The sequence below is a fragment of the Streptomyces sp. A2-16 genome (genome assembly GCF_018128905.1).
Lineage (GTDB): Bacteria > Actinomycetota > Actinomycetes > Streptomycetales > Streptomycetaceae > Streptomyces.
This window is the reverse complement of the sequence record NZ_CP063808.1, coordinates 279,819-298,707: the sequence shown is the minus strand read 5'-3', so window position 1 is coordinate 298,707 and position 18,889 is coordinate 279,819. Positions and strand designations below refer to the sequence as shown.

At 67.5% G+C, this 18,889-nt stretch carries 16 protein-coding genes and 3 pseudogenes; 12 read left to right on the top strand and 7 right to left on the bottom strand.

Annotated features, from left to right (window positions below; all coding sequences use genetic code 11):
• Nucleotides 1-49 precede the first annotated feature (49 nt).
• The 6 genes from IOD14_RS01465 (at nt 50) to IOD14_RS01440 (ending at nt 3,680) form a co-directional block, all read left to right on the top strand.
• Nucleotides 50-457 (top strand): NUDIX hydrolase, encoded by a 408-nt coding sequence (locus IOD14_RS01465; RefSeq protein ID WP_093721932.1) that lies wholly within the window; start codon nt 50-52, stop codon nt 455-457.
• A 46-nt stretch (nt 458-503) separates the two neighbouring features.
• Nucleotides 504-932, top strand: coding sequence for an ATP-binding protein (locus IOD14_RS01460; RefSeq protein ID WP_212669471.1), 429 nt, complete (start codon nt 504-506; stop codon nt 930-932).
• Nucleotides 926-1,306 (top strand): hypothetical protein, encoded by a 381-nt coding sequence (locus IOD14_RS01455; RefSeq protein ID WP_212669470.1) that lies wholly within the window; start codon nt 926-928, stop codon nt 1,304-1,306. The genes IOD14_RS01460 and IOD14_RS01455 overlap by 7 nt, the downstream gene beginning before the upstream one ends.
• 74 nt (nt 1,307-1,380) lie before the next feature.
• A complete protein-coding gene (locus IOD14_RS01450; protein WP_249125799.1) occupies nt 1,381-2,136 on the top strand; it encodes a hypothetical protein in 756 nt (251 codons plus the stop codon).
• Nucleotides 2,137-2,644: 508 nt separating this feature from the next.
• Nucleotides 2,645-3,175: a hypothetical protein gene (locus IOD14_RS01445; RefSeq protein ID WP_212669468.1), complete on the top strand. Its 531-nt coding sequence runs from the start codon at nt 2,645-2,647 to the stop codon at nt 3,173-3,175.
• 247 nt (nt 3,176-3,422) lie between these two features.
• Nucleotides 3,423-3,680, top strand: coding sequence for a hypothetical protein (locus IOD14_RS01440; protein ID WP_212669467.1), 258 nt, complete (start codon nt 3,423-3,425; stop codon nt 3,678-3,680).
• A 250-nt stretch (nt 3,681-3,930) separates the two neighbouring features.
• Here IOD14_RS01440 and IOD14_RS01435 read toward each other — a convergent pair whose 3' ends face one another.
• Nucleotides 3,931-4,992, bottom strand: a complete 1,062-nt coding sequence (locus tag IOD14_RS01435; protein ID WP_212669466.1) for a hypothetical protein — start codon at nt 4,990-4,992, stop codon at nt 3,931-3,933.
• 36 nt (nt 4,993-5,028) lie between these two features.
• On the opposite strand from IOD14_RS01435, the pseudogene IOD14_RS01430 reads away from it, so the two are divergent.
• Both IOD14_RS01430 and IOD14_RS01425 read left to right on the top strand, forming a co-directional pair.
• Nucleotides 5,029-5,330, top strand: a pseudogene (locus tag IOD14_RS01430) (transposase); the annotation flags it as partial.
• A gap of 1,160 nt (nt 5,331-6,490) precedes the next feature.
• On the top strand, nt 6,491-6,643 hold the full coding sequence (locus IOD14_RS01425) for a hypothetical protein (protein WP_212673529.1): 153 nt from the start codon (nt 6,491-6,493) through the stop codon (nt 6,641-6,643).
• 100 nt (nt 6,644-6,743) lie between these two features.
• On the opposite strand, the pseudogene IOD14_RS01420 reads toward IOD14_RS01425, so the two are convergent.
• Nucleotides 6,744-7,060 (bottom strand): annotated as a pseudogene (locus IOD14_RS01420) (transposase); the annotation flags it as partial.
• 607 nt (nt 7,061-7,667) lie between these two features.
• Between IOD14_RS01420 and IOD14_RS01415 the strand changes: the two are divergent.
• On the top strand, nt 7,668-8,159 hold the full coding sequence (locus tag IOD14_RS01415; protein ID WP_212669465.1) for a hypothetical protein: 492 nt from the start codon (nt 7,668-7,670) through the stop codon (nt 8,157-8,159).
• Nucleotides 8,160-8,342: 183 nt separating this feature from the next.
• Here the strand turns inward: IOD14_RS01415 and IOD14_RS44110 are convergent, their stop codons facing one another.
• Genes IOD14_RS44110 through IOD14_RS01395 form a run of 4 tightly spaced genes read right to left on the bottom strand, consistent with a single transcriptional unit; the run spans nt 8,343 to nt 13,953 of the window.
• Nucleotides 8,343-8,831: a hypothetical protein gene (locus IOD14_RS44110; protein WP_249125798.1), complete on the bottom strand. Its 489-nt coding sequence runs from the start codon at nt 8,829-8,831 to the stop codon at nt 8,343-8,345.
• Between the two features lie 35 nt (nt 8,832-8,866).
• Nucleotides 8,867-12,226, bottom strand: coding sequence for a S8 family peptidase (locus IOD14_RS01405; protein ID WP_212669464.1), 3,360 nt, complete (start codon nt 12,224-12,226; stop codon nt 8,867-8,869).
• Nucleotides 12,227-13,312 (bottom strand): CU044_5270 family protein, encoded by a 1,086-nt coding sequence (locus IOD14_RS01400; RefSeq protein WP_123990614.1) that lies wholly within the window; start codon nt 13,310-13,312, stop codon nt 12,227-12,229.
• Nucleotides 13,309-13,953: an RNA polymerase sigma factor gene (locus IOD14_RS01395; protein ID WP_212669463.1), complete on the bottom strand. Its 645-nt coding sequence runs from the start codon at nt 13,951-13,953 to the stop codon at nt 13,309-13,311. Before IOD14_RS01395 ends, IOD14_RS01400 begins: the two co-directional genes overlap by 4 nt.
• Before the next feature lie 637 nt (nt 13,954-14,590).
• On the opposite strand from IOD14_RS01395, the gene IOD14_RS01390 reads away from it, so the two are divergent.
• On the top strand, nt 14,591-14,779 hold the full coding sequence (locus IOD14_RS01390) for a type II toxin-antitoxin system VapB family antitoxin (protein WP_212669462.1): 189 nt from the start codon (nt 14,591-14,593) through the stop codon (nt 14,777-14,779).
• Complete coding sequence (locus tag IOD14_RS01385) at nt 14,776-15,198, top strand: PIN domain nuclease (protein ID WP_212669461.1); 423 nt, start codon at nt 14,776-14,778, stop codon at nt 15,196-15,198. Before IOD14_RS01390 ends, IOD14_RS01385 begins: the two co-directional genes overlap by 4 nt.
• Nucleotides 15,199-15,557: 359 nt before the next feature.
• Here IOD14_RS01385 and IOD14_RS01380 read toward each other — a convergent pair whose 3' ends face one another.
• On the bottom strand, nt 15,558-18,620 hold the full coding sequence (locus IOD14_RS01380; protein ID WP_212669460.1) for an FG-GAP-like repeat-containing protein: 3,063 nt from the start codon (nt 18,618-18,620) through the stop codon (nt 15,558-15,560).
• Nucleotides 18,621-18,752: 132 nt separating this feature from the next.
• Here IOD14_RS01380 and IOD14_RS44105 point away from each other — a divergent pair.
• Nucleotides 18,753-18,851 (top strand): annotated as a pseudogene (locus IOD14_RS44105) (VapC toxin family PIN domain ribonuclease); the annotation flags it as partial.
• Nucleotides 18,852-18,889 lie beyond the last annotated feature (38 nt).

Genomic DNA, 18,889 nt, shown 5'->3' with positions numbered 1-18,889 from the left:
TAGCCATCCGAGAGGGCCGAGGAACGTGAGCACAGAACGCCCGCACTCCGTGAGCGTCGCCGGAGTCGTCATCGACGACTTGGGCCGGGCCCTCCTGATCCAGCGCCGGGACAACGGCAAGTGGGAACCCCCGGGCGGCGTCCTCGAACGCGAGGAGACCATCCCCGAGGCCCTGCAACGCGAAGTCCTCGAAGAGACCGGCATCAAGATCGCCCTTCCGGCGACTCTCACCGGCGTCTACAAGAACATGACGGGCCTGATCGTCTCCCTGGTCTTCCGCTGCCAGGCCGCCGACGGCACGCCCACCACCGGCGACGAGACCCGCGCACTGCGCTGGGCCACCCGCGAAGAAGTCTCCGAGCTTGCCGACGAGGCGTACGCCATCCGCGTCCTGGACGCGATGGACGCGGCGTCTCCACCTGCCATCCGCGCCCATGACGGCGTGAAACTCGTCTAGCCCGAACCCGCTGCACATGGCGGCCTACCAGCACGAAGGAACTTGTATGCACGAGTATACGAGTACGGCCCGGGTCTGGGGGCTCACTTGCCCAGGTTTCCCGGAAGAGGTCAGCCGGGCCCGCCGCTGGACCCGCGACATCCTGCACGGATCGCCATGGGCAGAGGACGCCGAACTGATCGTGAGCGAGCTGAGCGCGAACGCGATCCTCCATACGGCCAGCGGTCGGGAGTCGGGCAGCTTCCATCTGGCCCTGGCGGTATCGGCACAGGTGATCGCGTTGTCGGTGACGGACGACGGGGGTGCCGGCAGCGCCCCGAAGATCGAGCGCTGGGACCAGGACGCCGAGCACGGGCGGGGCCTGGGCATGGTCAGCGTGATCGCACACCGGGTCGTCGTGCATGAGAGTGACGGTGGGCACACGGTCACCGCGGAACTGTTCACAGAACCGCCCGCGGGAGGCCACCCGTGCTGATGGACCAGCCGCAATGGGGTTACTGGTGCGAGTGCTGGACCGAAGACCTCACCGTCGAAGCATGGCCGGTCCTGCGAGCATCCTTCGACGCATATTCAGCACCGCAGGCCGACAGATGGGTAGCGGTCGCACTACGCACGATCTCACCGGCATTGGACCCCGACGCCTCACAGGAAGCGTGGGGGTGGCTGTACGACGGCCGCATCGCGACGAGGAAAGCACTCCTACGCGCCGAGCCCAGCACAGTGACGCTCACCCAGTCTCACACCCGCATCACCTGGACGATCCGACCCGTGATCTTCCTTCCCCTGGCAGACCGTCAGATCGGACTACCGTCCTGTGCGGACAGCTTTCAACCGCACCGGCACGACTGACGCCAGGGCGCCTGGCTCGGATCGCAACCGGCGATCACTGCCTTCCGGGCCAAGGCTCAGGCATGCTCAGCACCGTGAACACCGACAGCAGCGACGTGCTGACTGGCACTGACTGGACCACGCTGGAGCACGCCTACGGATCTGCCGCTGAAGCGCCCAGACAGCTGGGAGCCCTCCTCGACACAGACCAGGGCGCCAGAACCCGGGCGCTCAACTACCTGCACCACACCTTGCACCACCAAAACACGCTCTACGAGGCCACAGTGCCCGCAGCGTTGTACGTGGCCGCGATCCTTACGGACCCGCGAACGACCCGCGCAGTGGACAAAGACCGCCACTCCTCCCCTGGCAGCTTGCGCGCTGAGCTACTCCGCTGGATCGCCTCTGTGGCGAATGAGGTCACCGACGAGGCCGCAGTCCTCAGCAAGCACCACGGATTCCCTCTCGACGACTACGCGCCGGCCGTCGGCATCCAGAAGATTCGACCAACCCTCTTGTCAGCGTCTCTCCCGTATACCGAGGAATCCGACCGCCACGTGCGTGAAGCAGCCCTGACGGCCTGCATCCCCCTCCTCGATGACCCCCGGTTGCTGCACCACCGACAACCCCTGGTGCCCTTGATCCGGGAGGCCTTGGGTACAAGTGAGCTGTGGCGGCACCGCGAACGTGTCATCGACACCCTCAACGCATGGGGCGAGGACTCCTCGGGCCTGGAGGGCCAGCGAAACCCGTTCCTGGTTTGCGATTCCGACCTACCAGCCGACGGCTCGCCGATCTGGTCCGCCGACCGTAGCTCCACCGAGGGACACAACGAAGAGCCGCCGTTCTGATCGCCAAGGCCTTCGGCCAGTGAGTTACAACCTTCTCTACTGGTTCAAGGGCCCGCGCAAAGCGCGGGCTGGCCCCTTGGGCCTGGCCCTCTGCGCCTTCGGCGCCGGGCCTGGCCCCTGGGGCCACAAGCATGTTACGGCCCGGACGGTAGAGCCCTAGACGGGCAGGCCACGGTCAGAACGATGCCTCCGGCGGGGGGATCGGCCGGCACCGGGATGGAGGGGGCCCGTACGCGGCCGCGGGTCCGTAGTGGTGTGCGCGGGGAGCTCCCATCCCGTCCGCCATCAACCCAGGCAGAGCCGAGCAGACGCGGCCCATGGCGTCCAGGTCGTTCGTACAGTGGCGCGCTCCACCTGGACGCCATGAACCACGCCCGCTCCACGGTGTGTGGGTCGACGGCGGACGGGATGGGAGCTTGGGACGGGTGGTGGGTTAAGGAAGGGGGTCAGCTCGCAGCAATCCGCCAGATCCCCCCAAGATGACGGGGCTACCATGCACAATCACTCCATGGATCAAGCGACGGCTGCGTTACTCGGTGCTGTGGTTGGCATCGTTGGGACGACGACGGCTGCCGGCCTGGCCGCTTGGCAGGGACGCTGGGCGACCCGTACACAGATAGATGCGACTAACAGTCAATGGCGCCGGCAGATGCAGCGGGATGCGTACAGCGCCCTCATCCAGCAGGCAATGAGCATCAGCCGACTGTTCGACGAAATTGACTACAAGATCTGCAACGGGCAGTACGCCGACTCTCACACGGACCCCATGGCAGATGCGGCCGCGCAGGGCCTGCATGATCTGTCAGCTGCGACGTTTGCAGCCATCCTTGAGGGGCCTTCCGATCTAGCGGATGTCGCTGGGCCCATCGAGGATGCCCACAGGGAGTGGTGGATCAAGCTGCGGACTTTCGGCGACATGGTCGCCGAAGGCCAAGACGGCGATGAGGAACGAGCGGCAATGATCACGGCCCAAGAAGCTTCCGGCGTCGCACTGGGCCGGTTCATGGGAAGGGCGCAGGCCTACCTGAATCACGGTTGACCTCTGTCGCAATGACGAAGTGCCGGCCACATGCCAGCCCCAGATCTTCGCCTGGCACTAGCGGCCGACGCCAGCAGCACCGAACGGAGGCGAATCCCGGTGGATCGATGCGCAGTACCGGCCCCACAGCTATCAACGTACAGATCCAACGGTCACCTCGATCGACCTGCCAAGGACGAGGTCATGAGGCAAGCTTTTCTTGCAAACATCTCCTTCACGAGACACCGGACGAACACGGGAGTACGCGATGGCCGTGATCTACGTAGACGAGGCTCCAAACAGTGTGATGATGGCGGCGGCCAAGGCCCTCGAAAATGGCCGAAGGGTCTTCGTCTACGAGTTCAGCGAAGCCCATACGGAAGCCGAACGTAAAACCACCCTCGCTGAAGCGATCGATGCCGTCGAGGAACTCGACTGGCAGTTGGATCACCTGGTGTCTGCGGGCCAGTCTCGATCGGTGGAGGGCTCAGGTACCATGATCCTTTGCTTGTTCCGGAGGAAGTAAGCATCCAAGGAGTCCAGCGGTCTCGTGGACGTCAAATGGCGCCACGCCGACCCGGAGGGCATGGGCGGTCGGCAAGGGCAGCAGAAGCCGGCGGGTGCCCTTTCGAGCAGCGCCCCGCGGAGGGTTACGGGGAACATCGGTACGCATGTCAAGGTGCCCAACTCAGCCTCAAGCCGTATTTGAGATTCTCGAGGTGGTGCTCTAGCGATCGGGCAGCGGCGCTGGACTGGTCATTGAGGCCTCCGCCGACCTAGTCCGGAAGCTCTTCCAGATTAGGGTCTCCGACCACCCACCACGTCGGAGGGAAGCCGGGCAGCGGCGGTGCAATACCAAGATGATTAGCCAGCAGCCACTTCCCGTCGCATTTATGCATGAGAAAGGTAAAGCCGCCCGGTATCGGAGTGGGAAAGTTGACGAAGTAACCACCGCTTTCGCCAAGCGGGGCTAGTACCACCAAGTCGTAATCTGGGCCAACTCGGCGGCGCCTACTTGCTCCACCCAGTCGATCCGGATCGATCTCGCCCCACTCCTCCTGGAAGGCGTTGACTTCTGCAGAGGAGAAAGCATCCCACAAGTCATGCTCCCCGCGAGAACTCATGATGGCATCTGTTGTGGCTTGGAGTTGAGTCTCGTCGCCTCCAATAAAAGCTCGCGCATTCCAAAGCCAAGTCTGGATGCGGCATTTCAGCCAGTTTTCATCTGCGAGGCTCAAGGCCTCGTCGAACTCGCTAGCTGCCATGTGGCGCACGAAGCGAAACGCTACGCCAAGCTGACCATCATCTTCGTACCTGCCGTCTGAACTCATGGCGGCCATGGCCACAGATGTAACTATGGCCTGTGAGGCAGATTCAGACTGGAGAGGGTGAGCCCCCTCTGGCAATCCGCCCTCTGGGTCAGGGGGGATCTCTCTGTTTGTTGTCATTCCTAGGATTGAAATGAGCATTGAGGCGGCCAAAGCGCCTGTGACCAATGAATACCAGACGAAGCCGTCCCGGTTGAGCCAATAGGTCCATCCGCCGAACGCGAGTAGGAGGACGGTTGCGAAAATCAGAGCGCCTTTCGGGATTGGCTTCTTCGGGGCCCCAATAGGTTGACCAGACAGTCTGGCTACGTCTAAGGCGATTTTCCCGTGTAGCCAAGCGACGGCAGGAGTGTGGTCGCGTAGGATTTCATTTTTTTGAAGCTCTTCGGCCAAAGCCAGGTTTTCTTTGATCTCGTTGCGTCGTCGCCTTGTGCGGCTAGTTACGCCAGCCAGTGTTCCTGCGGCGGCGAGTACCGAGACCACTGCGTTGGCGATCCCCTCCGGAGTCATGTGTTGAGCGTACCCACCGGACGAGCGGACTGCGGCAAGGCATGGGAGCTGTCCGGAGCCAAGGCCGCCGTAGGCAACGCCGTAGTGATCGCGGATGGTGGCGACCGAGGCATCGGCCTGGTCATCCCGCACCGCCGCGAGCCCGGTCAGACCGAACTCCAGGACTGGAAAGAGGAACACAACGCCTCCCACCGCAAAGTCCGAGCCCGCGTCGAGCACGTCTTCGCCCGCATGAAGAGCTGGAAGATCCTGCGTGACTGCCGCCTGAAAGGCGGCGGGGTGTCCACCACGCGATGCTCGGCATCGCCCGCCTGCACAACCTCGCCCTCGCCGGGTGACCAAGGAACGAGCGGGTGAGCAGGTAAGTCGAAAATCATTTATGGGACAGCCCTTAGTGGACCCTTCAGCCGGCACCGCGGCTTCGTAGGACCCCTCAGAGGGCTCGTAATGCTGCACCAGACGGGGTGAGGTAACAACAACATTGTTCCTCGCGTCACACCTCGATGCTCTGCTGTCCCGTTCTGACCCAGAGGACACGTACGTAATCTATGGAGGCGGTTGTTGTAGACCCCTTGCTCCTGCCGGATTCTGCTGGAACCGCGGATCAGGAAGGAGGGAGCCCTCCGCCTCCATGCGTTCAAGGAACTGCAAAAGTACGGGGAAGTAATCGTTACGCACGCAGCGTGGACCTAGGTCGGAAAGGGCACGTGCCACGGCACTGGCCAGAACTTCCGTTATTGGATCGTTGCCCCATAGAATGACTCTCACATCATGAATAGTGACTCCAGGCAAATAGGCCCTGGTTTGCTGGGTGATCCGGTCTAGCGAAGGGCATCCAGCTCTTCGCCGCCAGAGCCTCATTAGGTGCGCGAGTTCACGCAAAGCCGTATAGTCAGTGACCGACACGGTCTGTTCATGTTCACTCGACGTATATTCATGTTCAGTCGACACGGCAATAGACCATTGTGTTGCGGAATCAGGTTGCTTGCTTGTTACGGTATTAGGTTCGCCGCCCACCTCACTACTCGCACTCAGCAACATAAGGCGAATATGACGATCGAACGTATCCCAATTGTATGAGCTTTTCCACTGAGCGGGCCGGGTGTCCATCTCCGCCAGTGTGTAGGCCAAGGCCAGGGCTGGCCCCATACTGGTTGTCTCCCCCACAAGCAGCCTTCGCACCGTAGCTGTACTGAGATCCCTTCCACAATTACCGGCTTGTTTGCTCACCTTCGCAAGTGAGGGCATCCCTGCGCCCAGCCGCAGATCAGCTAGCAACACCAGCCAAGCGCGTAGATGGCCTTCCGGGATCGAGTCAGGGATCTTCACTGCCCTGCTTGCTGATCCTGGCATCGTGCCCTCCCCCGTCGTGGAGCCGAGGACTCGGTTCACCACGATTCATCACGATTCTTTCCACCTCACAGCGTACCTCCGTGAAATATCGCTGTGAGGTGACCTGCAAGCTCAACTCACCTGCACAGATGGAGAGGTGAGCGGCATGAAGCTCGACAGGGAGTGGTGGCGCACCGTCCGATACGCGATTGAAGAGGAGCATCGGACGGTTCGCCTGATCGGCGTCCTGGTGACAGTGGGCGCCATCATGGCTGTGCTGATCATTATCAGCAACGGGTTCTCTGTGACGATTGGTTGAGTCAGGCGCCCCCTCAGAAGGGGCGCCCGTACCATCACTCACACTAAGGGCTGTCCCATAAATGATTTTCGACTTACCTGCTCACCCGCTCGTTCCTTGGTCACCCGGCGAGGGCGAGGTTGTGCAGGCGGGCGATGCCGAGCATCGCGTGGTGGACACCCCGCCGCCTTTCAGGCGGCAGTCACGCAGGATCTTCCAGCTCTTCATGCGGGCGAAGACGTGCTCGACGCGGGCTCGGACTTTGCGGTGGGAGGCGTTGTGTTCCTCTTTCCAGTCCTGGAGTTCGGTCTGACCGGGCTCGCGGCGGTGCGGGATGACCAGGCCGATGCCTCGGTCGCCACCATCCGCGATCACTACGGCGTTGCCTACGGCGGCCTTGGCTCCGGACAGCTCCCATGCCTTGCAGTCGTTGCGGTTGGACCTGCTGGGAAGCATCTGCCGGACCGAGTAATGGCACTCCGCCGCCGCGGCGGCGAGGGACAGCAAGTACTACACCAGCTACAGGGAGCAACCCGGCTGGGAGGCGGCCGCCAGCAGCAGTAACCGCAGGCCGGCCAGTCATCGAAGGTCTCGCCGCATCCGTGCGGCTGGAGGAGGTGGCTCCTGCTCGCAAGCTTCTGCGGGTCATGAACGAGGTGCCGCCGTTTCCAAAGCTCTGAGCGGTCATTGCGGGACAGCCTTTAGAGCAGTGATTACGACACCCGATCGCGCTGGGCCGTCCCTGGGCCGTCCGAAGCCGACCAACGCCGACAGTCGGCACCCGCAGGTGACCACCCCCACCCCGCTGTGGCCCGGGCTCCCCGCGTTGATCTGCCACACTGGAAGGGTTATGCCTGCACCCGGAGAACTGGCAGTGGTACGAGACGAATGCGCTCCTGACTCGGCACCCTTGTCGTAGGTGTGGCGTGTTTGGCGGGTCAGCTCGCACACTGGACGGCGAGGGGGCGCATCGATGCCATCGGGTGAGCCGGAGCATGGGTACAGGGATTCCAGGTGGTGGCCGATCTCGTTCAGGTCCGCCGGAATGCGCACACCGCCCGATCCGCCCGTAGAGGCCGATCCCTTCGTCGTCGTCTCGCACTATGTCGCCTGGTACGAGAAAGAGTTCGCTCGGTTACGGGTGATATCGCGGACCAGGGTGGACCGGGTGATCACGCTCATCGCTGCGCTGAACGCCGTGATCGCGGTCCTCGGGGTCGCTAGCGCAGCGTGGAAATATCCGTGGTTCGGGATATCCAGCACCGCCCTGGCCGGGGTGTCCGGCATCGTGGCTGCGAAGAACAACCTCTTCAGGGACCAGGAGTTGTGGCAGCTGCGATCCTCGGTCCTCGCCCGGGTACAGCGGCTCAAGCAGGAGATGCAGTACCGCAAGGCGTCCGGCGAGGAGACGGCGCGGGTTGCGGAGGAGGCCCTGATCACCTTGAACGAGATTCTGGACACCGATCTTCAAGGATGGTCTGGGGTGAACCGGTCGGTGCTGCAGGTGATGCCGGGGAGCGAACCGCAGTCTCCGTAGCCGCACCCCGTCCGCGCTACGACCCGCAACGCCTCGACAACCTCGTCATCAGTCACGGGCTCAGACTCTCAGCCCGGAGTGGTCGGACGTGCCAGATGTGTGCCAGATCCTGCGGAGAACCACGGGGAACAGTGGGGAACAAGTCGGCGACCGCCTGCGCACCCGTTCAGGGTCTACCGCAGGTCAGCGGGACAACCGCCCCCAAAGACTCCGAGCTTCCCAAGCTGAGAGCGCGAGTTCGATTCTCGTCACCCGCTCCATGTGAAACCCCCAGGCCATGGGCCCGGGGGTTCTTTGTTGTCCAGGCCGGTGGGCGGGGTCGTCCCTGTAGCCCTTCGCACGCTCGGCGCGCACGAGGTCGTCGAGCCCGCCGCCCTGGATCATGGCCCCAAGCCGGTCGGCGATGGCCCGGTCCCGGTCACTGGTGATGTGCTGGTGGATCAGCGCGGCTCGGGAGCTGCTGTGGCCCATGCGCGTCATCGGCTCCCGGGTGCCGGCTCCCGCCGTCGAGGCGAGCGTGTTGCCCGTGTGCCGAAGGTCGTGGAAGTGCAACTCGGCCGTGACACCGCAGCCTTCCGAGCCTTCACCCAGTCGTCCCTCCGCCGCAGTTGCCCGCCTCTGCGGATCGACGAAGACGTGTGTCTCGGTCGGCAGCGGCGAAGTGCTCCACATGATGCGTGACCGTGTAGACGAGTGTCTGGACCACGTCAGGTCAGGAGGTATGCCTTCAGGATCGTCACCGCGTAGGTGTTGCCCGTGGTGTCGGTCAGGGTGGATTTGAGGGATACCGAGCGGGCGTTTTCCGGGTGGGTCAGGGTGAGGGTCCTTCTGCCGTGGGTGGTGGTCACCGGGGCGGGGGACCATGTCTTGCCGGCGTCGTAGGAAACCTTCACCGTCAGGGATTTCAGGTCAGTGGCCGCCGGGCCCTGGAGGGAGAGGGGGATCGTGGTGCGGCGGCCTGCGGGGGCCGTGCCGGTCGGGGTCAGCTTCGGGTGGAAGCGGACCGTGGAGAGGGGCAGCGAGCCGGAGTCGGACGGGCTGGACGTGAAGGTCCAGGCCGCTGTCAGGCGGGTCGTGGTCGTGGCCACGCCCGGCGGGCGGGTCAGGTTCGTTCGGATCGTGTAGCGGGCCGGGGCGGACGGGAGCTTCTCCACGGTCTGGCAGAGGTCGCCGTCGTTGTCGAGCAGGGTGCTGCCGTCCGCGGTCACCGTGGTGTGGCGTTTCGCTGTGGAGGAGGCGGGGTGTCCGCTCCCGTCGGCGAGGTCGGGGACGCACAGGTCGAGGGTGTCGCCGTCGCGCCGCGCGCCGTACGGGCCGCCGGTGATCGGGCTGAAGACGCCGACGTTGTACGTCGCCGCGTAGGTCCGGCCCGCCTGGTACGACCTCGCGCTCTCCGTGCCGTAGAAGACGTCGTCGTCTCCGGAGGCGTTTCGCTGGCCCAGGTTGGCCGTCCACTTGAAGCCCTTGGGCGTGGTGACGTAGATCTTCGCGGTCGTCGGCAGCGGGAAGGGGTCGCTCACCGTGCCCAGCGACAGGGTGGGGCCGCTCCACAGGACGTTGACGATGCCCTTGCGGTGCGCGACGGACGAGCCGAAGTTCCGCTTCAGCAGGGCCAGTTCGTTCATGCGCGTGGTGTGCCGATAGCCGGTGGGGAAGCGGTCGGGCAGGTTGTGGAGCAGGTGGTAGGTGGTGCTGCCCTTCTGCCACAGGCCGCCGAGCTGCGTGCTGAGCCTCCCGGCCGGGGCGGCCGGTCCCAGGGTCGCGGTGCGCAGGTTCTCGAACGTTCCCCAGAACAGGGTGCTGTTGTGCTGTCCGCTTCCGGTGCCCACGGCGACGTTGAGCTGGCCGTCGGACATCTTCGCGCCCTGCGGCGCGGTGATCCCGACCGGCTTCGCCTTGCGCGCGTCGAAGACGACCGTGGTGTCCCCGGTCAGCGAGAGCCGCGGCCGGACCAGCGCGGAGGTGCCACTGGCGTCCTCCATCACGGTGTCCACGACGTAGTCGCCGCGCGGGACCCGCACCCGGTACACGCCCTTGGAGATCTGCTCGGAGTCCCCGAGGCTCGTGGTCCAGTACGTGCCCGAGTACCCGAGGATCTCGGTCAGCGGAGCGCTCACGGGCTTGCCGCCGCGGTCGAGGAACTTCAGGGTGAGGTCGTACGACTCGGCCTCGCGTACGACGCCGAAGGCGGTCCGTACGGCAGCGGGTTCGGCGCCGTTTTGCGCGGTGGCGACCAGCGTGCCCGAGTAGGTGCCGTCCGCCGCCTCGACGCGGGTGTCCGCGGTGAGGTCGACGCCGGCGGTGCCGCCCGCCGGGACGGTGAGCCGTGTGGTGCTCAGCGTGAACATGCCTTCGGGGGCCGTGCTGCCTCCTGGGCCGGTCGCGCCGGCCGTCAGGTCGAGGGTGACGGGGTGGTCGCCGTCGTTGCGGTAGGTGATGTGCCGGGTGACCGGCCGGTCGTCGGTGTGGGGCCACCGCTGCTTGCCGAAGGACACGGAGGTCTGTTCGCTCGCCACCACCCCCTGAAGTGCCCGGGACACGTCGAGCCGGCCCGTCCCCTGCTGGTAGACGGTCGCGCCGGTGGTCGGGGTGGTGGACGCGGTGAGCGCCTGCTTGATCCGTGCGCCGGTCCAGTCGGGGTGCCGCTGGGCGAGGATCGCGGCCGCCCCCGCCGCATGCGGCGTCGCCATCGACGTACCGGACATGGAGACATAGCCGTCGGCCGCCGGGTCGCCCAGGTAGCCGTGCGCCGCCTTCGCCGAGACGATGTCCACGCCCGGTGCCGTGAGGTCCGGTTTCAGCGCGTTGTCGGCGGTCGGGCCGGTGCTGGAGAAGTCGGCGAGCCGGTCCTCGCCGTCGACGGCGCCCACGGTGAGCGCCGATTCCGCGGCCCCCGGGGAGCCGACGGTTCCCGCGTCGGGGCCCTCGTTGCCGGCCGCGGCGACGGTGAGCATGCCGGTGCTCTTCGAGAGGGCGTTCACCGCCGCCTCGACCGGGTCCTCCCCCGGGGTGTCCTCCTGGCCCAGGCTGAGGTTGGCCACCTTGGCGCCCTGCCCGGCGGCCCACTCCAGGCCGGCGATGACGCTGGAGTCGCTGCCCTCGCCGTTGTCGTCCAACACCTTGGCGTTGAGGATCCCGGCACCGGGCGCGACGCCCTTGTACCGGCCGTCGGACCGTGTGCCCGAGCCCGCCAGCGTCGCTGCGACATGCGTGCCGTGGCCGACCTTGTCGTCGGTGCCGCCACTGCTGGTGAAGTCCTTCGACGCCGTCACCGCCGAGGCGAGGTCCGGGTGCGTGGTGTCGACGCCGGTGTCGAGGACGGCGACCTTGACGCCCTTGCCGTCGTATCCGGCCGCCCAGGCGGACGGGGCGCCGATCTGCGCGACGCCGCCGCCCGCCTCCGCGGCCGCGCCGTCTTCGTCCGCCGACGCCTTGAACCGGCCGTCCAGCCAGACCCGCGCGACTGCCTGCTCCTCGGTGAGGGCCTGCCACATGTCGTCGGCCCCGGCCTTGGGGACGGTGATCGCGGCGCCCGCCACACTGGGCAGTTCCCGGCGCACGGTGGCGTCCGCGTCCGCGACCAGTGACTTCTGGGTGCTCCGGCGCTGGGCGGACTTGCCCTCGTACGACACGATCAGCGGGAGCGTGCCGCGCCGGGTGTCGTCGTAGCCGGCGCGTATCAGGCCGCTGACGTCGAACAGCCGCATGTCCAGGACGCCTTGGCCGATCAGGGCTGCGGCGTCGGCGGGAACGACGTACTGATCGCCCCCGACGCCGCGCACGGACACCGGGACGTCCTCACGGCCCGGTGCCCGCCGTACGCCCGTCACCCGGCCCCGGGCGTCCAGCCGGACCCGGTCGCCGGTGAGGAGGGTGACGTACCGGCCGGCCGCGGAGGCGGAGCCGGTGGTCCGCGCGCCGGAGGCGGGGCTGCCGGGCGCCGCGACGGTGGCGGTGTCCTGCGTCCGTACGCCGAGGCCGGAGCCCGTGGCGGCCACCGAGACGCCCGTCATCAGCCCCGCCACCAGCAGGGCGGCCAGCGAGGCGCTTGTGGTTCTGTCGCGCATTCAGCTCACCTGCCCGGGGAGCTGCTTGTTGGCGTCGACGACCGCGCGCTCGGTGATCGCGCTGGTGTGCGTGACGGTACCGACCTTGAGGGGATTGTCCGCCGTGGCCTTGACCACCACGATGCGCTCGCCGAGGAACCGCAGGGTCTTCTTGTCGAAGATCCACTCGATGCGCTCGCCGTTGCCGGAGTCCTCCCGCGCGATCGCGACCCCGTGCCGGCCCGTGGCGTCGACCGCGTCATCCACCGAGACGACTCCGGGGATCTTGGCCGCGGCCTTGTAGAGAGCGGCGCCGACCTCGGCGGGCGGGTAGCTCTCGAACAACAGATCGCCGATCGCGACGAAGGCTGCCTGGTCGCGCGGGACTTCGGGGTCCCGGACGGCGTCCGACTCGCGGTAGATCCGCTGGAGCAGCGCGTCGGGGTCGGTCGGCAGCGCGGCCAGGGCGTTGTAGGCGCCGCTGAACGGGGTGTCGCCCTTCAGGGTGATGCCCTTGTCGCTGGTCTGACCGGCCTCGATCAGCCAGCCGTCCCTGCCGTCGAGGGAGTTCCAGACCTGGCGGGAGTGCAGCTCGTCGCTGACCGCCTCGCTCTTGTCGCCGACGGTCTTGATGTAGGTGTCGGCCACCTTCGAGGCGATGTAGATGTACTGGCCCTTGCGCGGGGTGGGCTCGGAGGTGTCGGCGGCTGCCAGAGAGATGCGTTCGAGGAGCTGGGGGGCGCCCTTGGCGTCGGCGGCGCCGATCCTGGTGGTCAGTGCGGGGCCGGTGGCCAGGGTGGTCTTGCCGTCGTCCGCCCCGCCGCCGGTGAGGGCGAGGCCGCCCACGACCGCGCCGGCCAGGGCGAAGGCCGCGGCGGGCAGGAGGATCGCACGGCGCAGGAACGGATTGGAGCGCTTCACGGGCGCGACCGGAGAGGTGGCGGGCGTACGGGAGGAGGTGCGGAGGTCTTCGTGGATCCGGGCCATCATCTGCTCCTTGTGGAACTGGTGGCGGCCCGCCGGCAGATCCCGCTCGGCGGAGGGCAGCAGACTCTGCGTCTCCGTCCACTCGGCCGGGTGGGGCCGGTGGGAGGGGCTGGCGTTCATCGGTTTCCTTCCTGTGCGGACCGGACCGCGTATCCGCGATCACCTGTTATCTGCCGGTTCGTGCGGGTGGGTTCCCTTTTTTCTCCGAGCAGTTGCGCGTCGGCGAGCTTGCGCAGCTTGGCGCGGGCGCGGGAGAGGCGGGAGCGGACGGTGCCGACCGGGATGCCGAGGGCGCGGGCCGCCTCGGCGTACTCCATCCCCTCCCACAGGCACAGCGTCAGGACCTCACGCTCGGGGCGCTTGAGCAGGCTGAGGGCGGCGAGCGTGGCGTTGATACGGCGCCGGTCGTCCAGGCGTCCGGCGGTCTCCTCGGCGTGGTCCTCGATCCGTTCCTCGGCGGCGTGCGCGGCTGCCGCGGCGCTCGCCGCGTTGCGGTAGCGACGGTTGCTGCGGTGGTGGGAGCGGGCGACGTTGGTGGCTATGCCCAGCAGCCACGGCCGCAGCGAGCCGCCTTCGGCCTCGACCGAGGCACGGCGCCGCCACGCCTCCATGAAGGTCGTCGACATCACGTCCTCGGCCAGCGACCAGTCGGCGGTCAGCCGGAAGGCGTGGTTGTACACCGCGCGGGCGCACGCGTCGAAGAGTTCCGCGAAGGCGTCCGGATCTCCGTTTCGCACCCGGGTTCGCATATCTGTGGTCACGTCTTGAACTGACTTATGGTGCGGGCGAGTTCCCGTGAGACACGTCACAGCCGTCGTACAGGTCACCGGGGCGGTGACCGCACGAGGACTCGGTGGACATGGCACCCGCTCAGCCGCGCACCGCTCAGGCTGCGAGGCCCGAGAGCAAGGCTCCGATCTGATGCGGGGCCCGGTCCGGGGGTGCCCAGGCTGGTCGAGAAGCGTCTGGAGGTGTCGAGGCCGAACGCGGGCCCGGAGCAGGCTGATCCGGCAACGCCCGTCGGCGCGGGCGGGCACTGGTCTCACCAACGGTGAACGGCGCCGTTGTCGTCGTACGCAAACCAGGCCCGGGCTTCGGCGGAGCTGCTCGCCCACGGGCCGCAACACCTGCGGACCGGAGCGGCCGGGAACCGACGGGGCCAGGGCCTCGGGCTGACGATCGCGCCGGTCCAGGCACAAGCCCTCCAGGCGCGCCCGGAACAGATCTCCCTTGCCCGACGATGCTCCGCCCTGTCCCGAGTGCAACAGCCCCTGTTGTCGCGCGGCCTGGCGCTCGCCGGGCAGGACGACGACGGCCGACGGACCTGCCGGACTTCGTGGCGGCGCCCATGTCGTCAGACGCGATGCCCCAGACCCACCCCTTGCTGCCGACGCCGACGTGGCCAAGGCACTCGGCACCAGCACCAGCACCAGCACCAGCACCAAGAAGGAGACGGTCAACACCGCCCTGCGCGAAGTGCTGGAGAACCGACGGCGCGCCCTGGCACTCACCCGCCTGCGAGCGGCGGCCGACGAGGGCGCCTTCGACCTGGAACTCTTCGAGGACAAGGGGAACTGCCGCCGGTGAACGCCGCGCAGTTCCTCATCGACACCAGCGCGCTCGCCCGACTGCTGCGCGGCGACGCCGAACAGTACGGATGGGACCAGGCGGCAGCCGCCGGACTCATCGCCACCTGCCCCATCACCGAGCTGGAGTTCTTCTGCAGTGCGCGCTCCCCGGCCGACCGCGCACAAGGCATCGAGGACATGCGCCTGCTCTTCGGCTGGGTGCCGGTCGACGACCGTGCCTACGACCGCGCCTGGCGGGTCCAGGAGCTTCTCACCCAGCGCGGACAACACCGCAGCGCCGGGACGGTTGATTTGGTGGTGGCCGCCACAGCCGAGCTGCAGGGGCTCACTCTGCTGCACCGCGACCGGGACTTCGAGTGCATCGCCGCGGTCACCGGCCAGGCACTGCAGTGGTACGGCCCTGAAGCCGGCAAGTGAGCCAGGTGCGGGCGGGACGCTTGGCCGACTGGCTCCGCACTCGCGAAACGCTCCCCGAGCCGAACATGTGAGCCGACCGAGCCGGGCACGGATCCCGTCCACTCCGGCGCTCGGGCCGCCGCGCTCCCGAACCGTGCCCACGGCGTGCCCGTAAGAGCGGGCAGCCACGGTCGACAGCGGTGCGAACCAGCTCTCGCGAGGCGGCCGCCAAGCCGCATCAGCGCAGGTCAACGATCACATGACCTTCCAAGCGCCGTCGCTTCCCGAGCTGAGAGTGCGAGTTCGATCCTCGTCACCCGCTCTTTCCCGAGCCCCAGGCCAGTGGCCTGGGGCTCGTTGTCGGGGGCGGGTGACGTGACTCAGAACACGCCCTTGTAGCTCTGCCAGCCGGTGGTGAGTTTGGTGCGGCCGCCGAAGGAGCCCTTGCCGTTGCCGTTGTTGCGGTAGAGGGCACCGGAGGTGTCACGGGAGACGACGTCGGCCCTGCCGTCACCCGTGATGTCGCCCACGCCGACGATGACGTTGTACGAGGCCCCCCAGTCGTTGAAGACCTTCACCCGGCTCTTGAACTTGCCCGTCGTGGTGCCGTCGTAGCGCCACAGCTCGTTCGACTTGTCCTGCGCCAGCAGGTCGCCGTGGCCGTCGCCGTTGAGGTCGCCGACACCCACGATCTTCTTGTATCCCGTCCACTTGGAGGCGATCTTCGTCCGCGCCGACATCTTGCCCGCGCTCGTCGCCTTGTACAGGTAGACGTCCCCGGTGGAGGCCTGACGGGCAATCAGGTCCGCACGGCCGTCACCGCTGACGTCCCCGGGCGAGGTCAGCACGTCGTACTGTGTCCAGCCGCTGGTGCCCAGCGAGGTGTACGCCGTCGACGGGGTCACCGCCGCCCCGCACGCGGGCCGGTAGGCGCGCAGCGCACCGCTGGCGTAGCGCACGAGGACGTCGTTGCACCGGTCGCCGTTGAGGTCGCCGTACGGCACGAACTTCGCGCTCGTCGGCCAGCCGGAGCCCGTTTTCTTACCGGTCAGGGTCCCGGTGCCGGTGCCGTACTGGTACGTCAGTCCGCCCGAGCCGTTGAGGGTGAGCACCTCGCCGAAGCCGTCCGCGGTGGCGAAGTCCCGCCGGACCGGGGTCGCGCCGGTGACCTTGAGCGTGCCGGTCCTGGTGAGGGCCGCGCCCTGGCCGTCGGCCGGGGTGGCGGTGAGCGTCCAGGTGTAGGCGCCGTTGGCGACGAGCGTGCCGGCCGTGTCCTTGCCGTTCCAGGAGGTCTGGAGCGCGCCTTGTGCCGTACCGCCGGAGAGGGTGCGGACGGTCGTACCGGTTGCCTTGTTCTTGAGGGTGAGCGTCCAGGACGCGACCTGCTTCGACAGCCACCAACGCGGGTTCCAGGCCGCGCTCTTGACGTCGACCGATCCCGCGACGGAGGAGTCGAGCTGGGACAGTGCCGAGGCGGGAACGCCGCTGGGCACCAGGTGGGTGTTCTGCTTGGCGTCGACATACGCGATCAGGCCGGTGTACGGGTCGACGTCCCAGGGCTCCCCGCCTGAGAGGGTGGCCACCGAGTGCGTCACCGGCGTGGCACCGCGGACGTCGGTCACCTTCAGCTCGCCGTCGGCGCTGGTGACGACGAAACCGTCGCCGAGCTTGGCGGTCTCCCAAGCGCCCTGAGTGAGGGTGGTCTTGGTCTGGGTGACGGTGTCGTAGACGCCCTGGCTCTCGCCCGAGCCGACGCACGACCACAGCAGCCATCGTCCCACGGCCTGGAGGTCCTCCAGCAGGCACTTCGAGCCGAACCACACCGTGTCGCCGCGCTTGCCGGTGCGGACGTCGACCGGCGCGGCGCCGTCGTTGCCGTCCGCCACCCACAGGGTGGTGCCCCACAGCGCCTTGCCGTGCGTCGCCGAGGTGAGCACCGTGGAACCGGTGTCGAGGTCGACCACCCGCGTCTGCGAACCGGTCGCCTCCGTGTACTCGGTGGCCATCGCGACGTGTCGGCCCTTGGCGTCCCACACCCGTACATAGCTGTGCTGGGGGTCGATCGCCGTGCCGGGCAGCGTGCCCGTCGGCTGGACGACCCGGGGGACGCGGTCGTCGCCCGAGAGATACGAGTTCCAGACGACCGTACGGCCGTCCCCGGTGCCCACGAGGTAGGGCGCGGAGGCGGTGACGAGGCCCTGGGAGGCGCGGGGGCCGACCGTGACGGTGTCGCCGGTGCTGCCGATCGTCCGGCTGTACATGGAGGTACGGCCGGTCTCGCGGTCCCGTTCCGTCACTGTCAACCGGCCGTTGTCCAGGGTGAGTTGGGGTACCGGGTCGGTCACCGGGTTCAGCACGGAGGCGGCGACCTTCTCGGCGACGGGGGTGCCGTCGGTGCCCGCGCGAACCAGGTTCACCCCGAAGTCGGCGGTGTCGGCGCCGCCGCCGGGCACGAGGAGCCCGCCGTCGGGGGTGGGGACGGCGAGGGCGAGGCTCTCCGAGCGGGCCAGTACGGCCTTGGTCGTCGAGCCGTCGGGGGCGAGCGCGTCGACCCGCCAGACGGGCAGGCCGCCGTCCTTGGCGCCCAGCGAGGAGTCGTAGCGGGAGACCAGGAGCTGGTCGCCGACCATGCCCAGCAGGTGGGTCGCGCCGTCGTTCTCCAACGGCACGGTACGGACGGCCGTGGTCAGGTCGGCGCGGGAGTAGACGGAGACGGTGTCGACGCCGTCCCACGACAGCAGGTGGGTGGGGGTGAGGACCACACGCCCGGTCGTGGTGATGGTCGGGTTGTACGGCAGCTCGACGAACGTGCCCTTGTCGGCGTCGATCCAGCCGCTGCGGGTCGTGCTGCCCGTCCAGTACTGCACCACCGTGCCGTGGGCGTCGGCCACGGGTGAGTTGCCGCTGTTCACCATGGAGACGTCGGCCGGGACGCCCGACACCGCGCGGTCGCCCACGGTGCCGTCGTCCTGGAGGTCGAGCAGGTGCCAGGTCAGCCGGTCGACCGTCCAGGCGGTCGTGACGACGGTCCGCCCGAGCGTCCCCCGGTAGGTGTGGCCCTGAGGGAGCGCGATCGTCGTGACCGCGCCCCCGGCCCCCATGTCTCGCAGCGTCACGGTCCGCGCGCTGTCGTCGTAGCGGGCGACCACGTCCGAGCCGGCGCCGAACTCCGGCATGCCCCAGACCTCGTCGGCCGAGGCGTCCACCACCGTGTCCTCGCCTGTGTAGGTGGTCCACACATGGCCACGGCCTGGTTCATAGCGCAGGAACCCCGAGGGTCCGGCGCTGAACAGCGCGGTCTGCGGCAGCAGGGATGTCTGCGCCGGGATGACCACCTCGGAGGCGGCGGCCGCGTGGACGTCGGCTGTCAGCGGACCGAGGCTCATGGCCAGGGTCAGCGCGGTGGCGGCCAAACCACTACGAATGAGGGCATGTCTGCCCACTTGATTCCTCCACGGGAGTGGAAAGCGAGAACACTTGCGCGATCAAGACTCACCAACGGACGACAAGGTTGTGGTCGGGGAAGGTCGGGAGGACGTCAGCTCCACGTCGCCCTGGAGTTCGCCGCGTAGCCGCAGGGGCTCACTCTGCTGCACCGCGACCGGGACTTCGAGTGCATCGCCGCGGTCACCGGCCAGGCACTGCAGTGGTACGGCCCTGACGCCGGCAAGTGAGCCAGGTGCCGGCGGGACGCTTCGCCGAATGGCTCCGC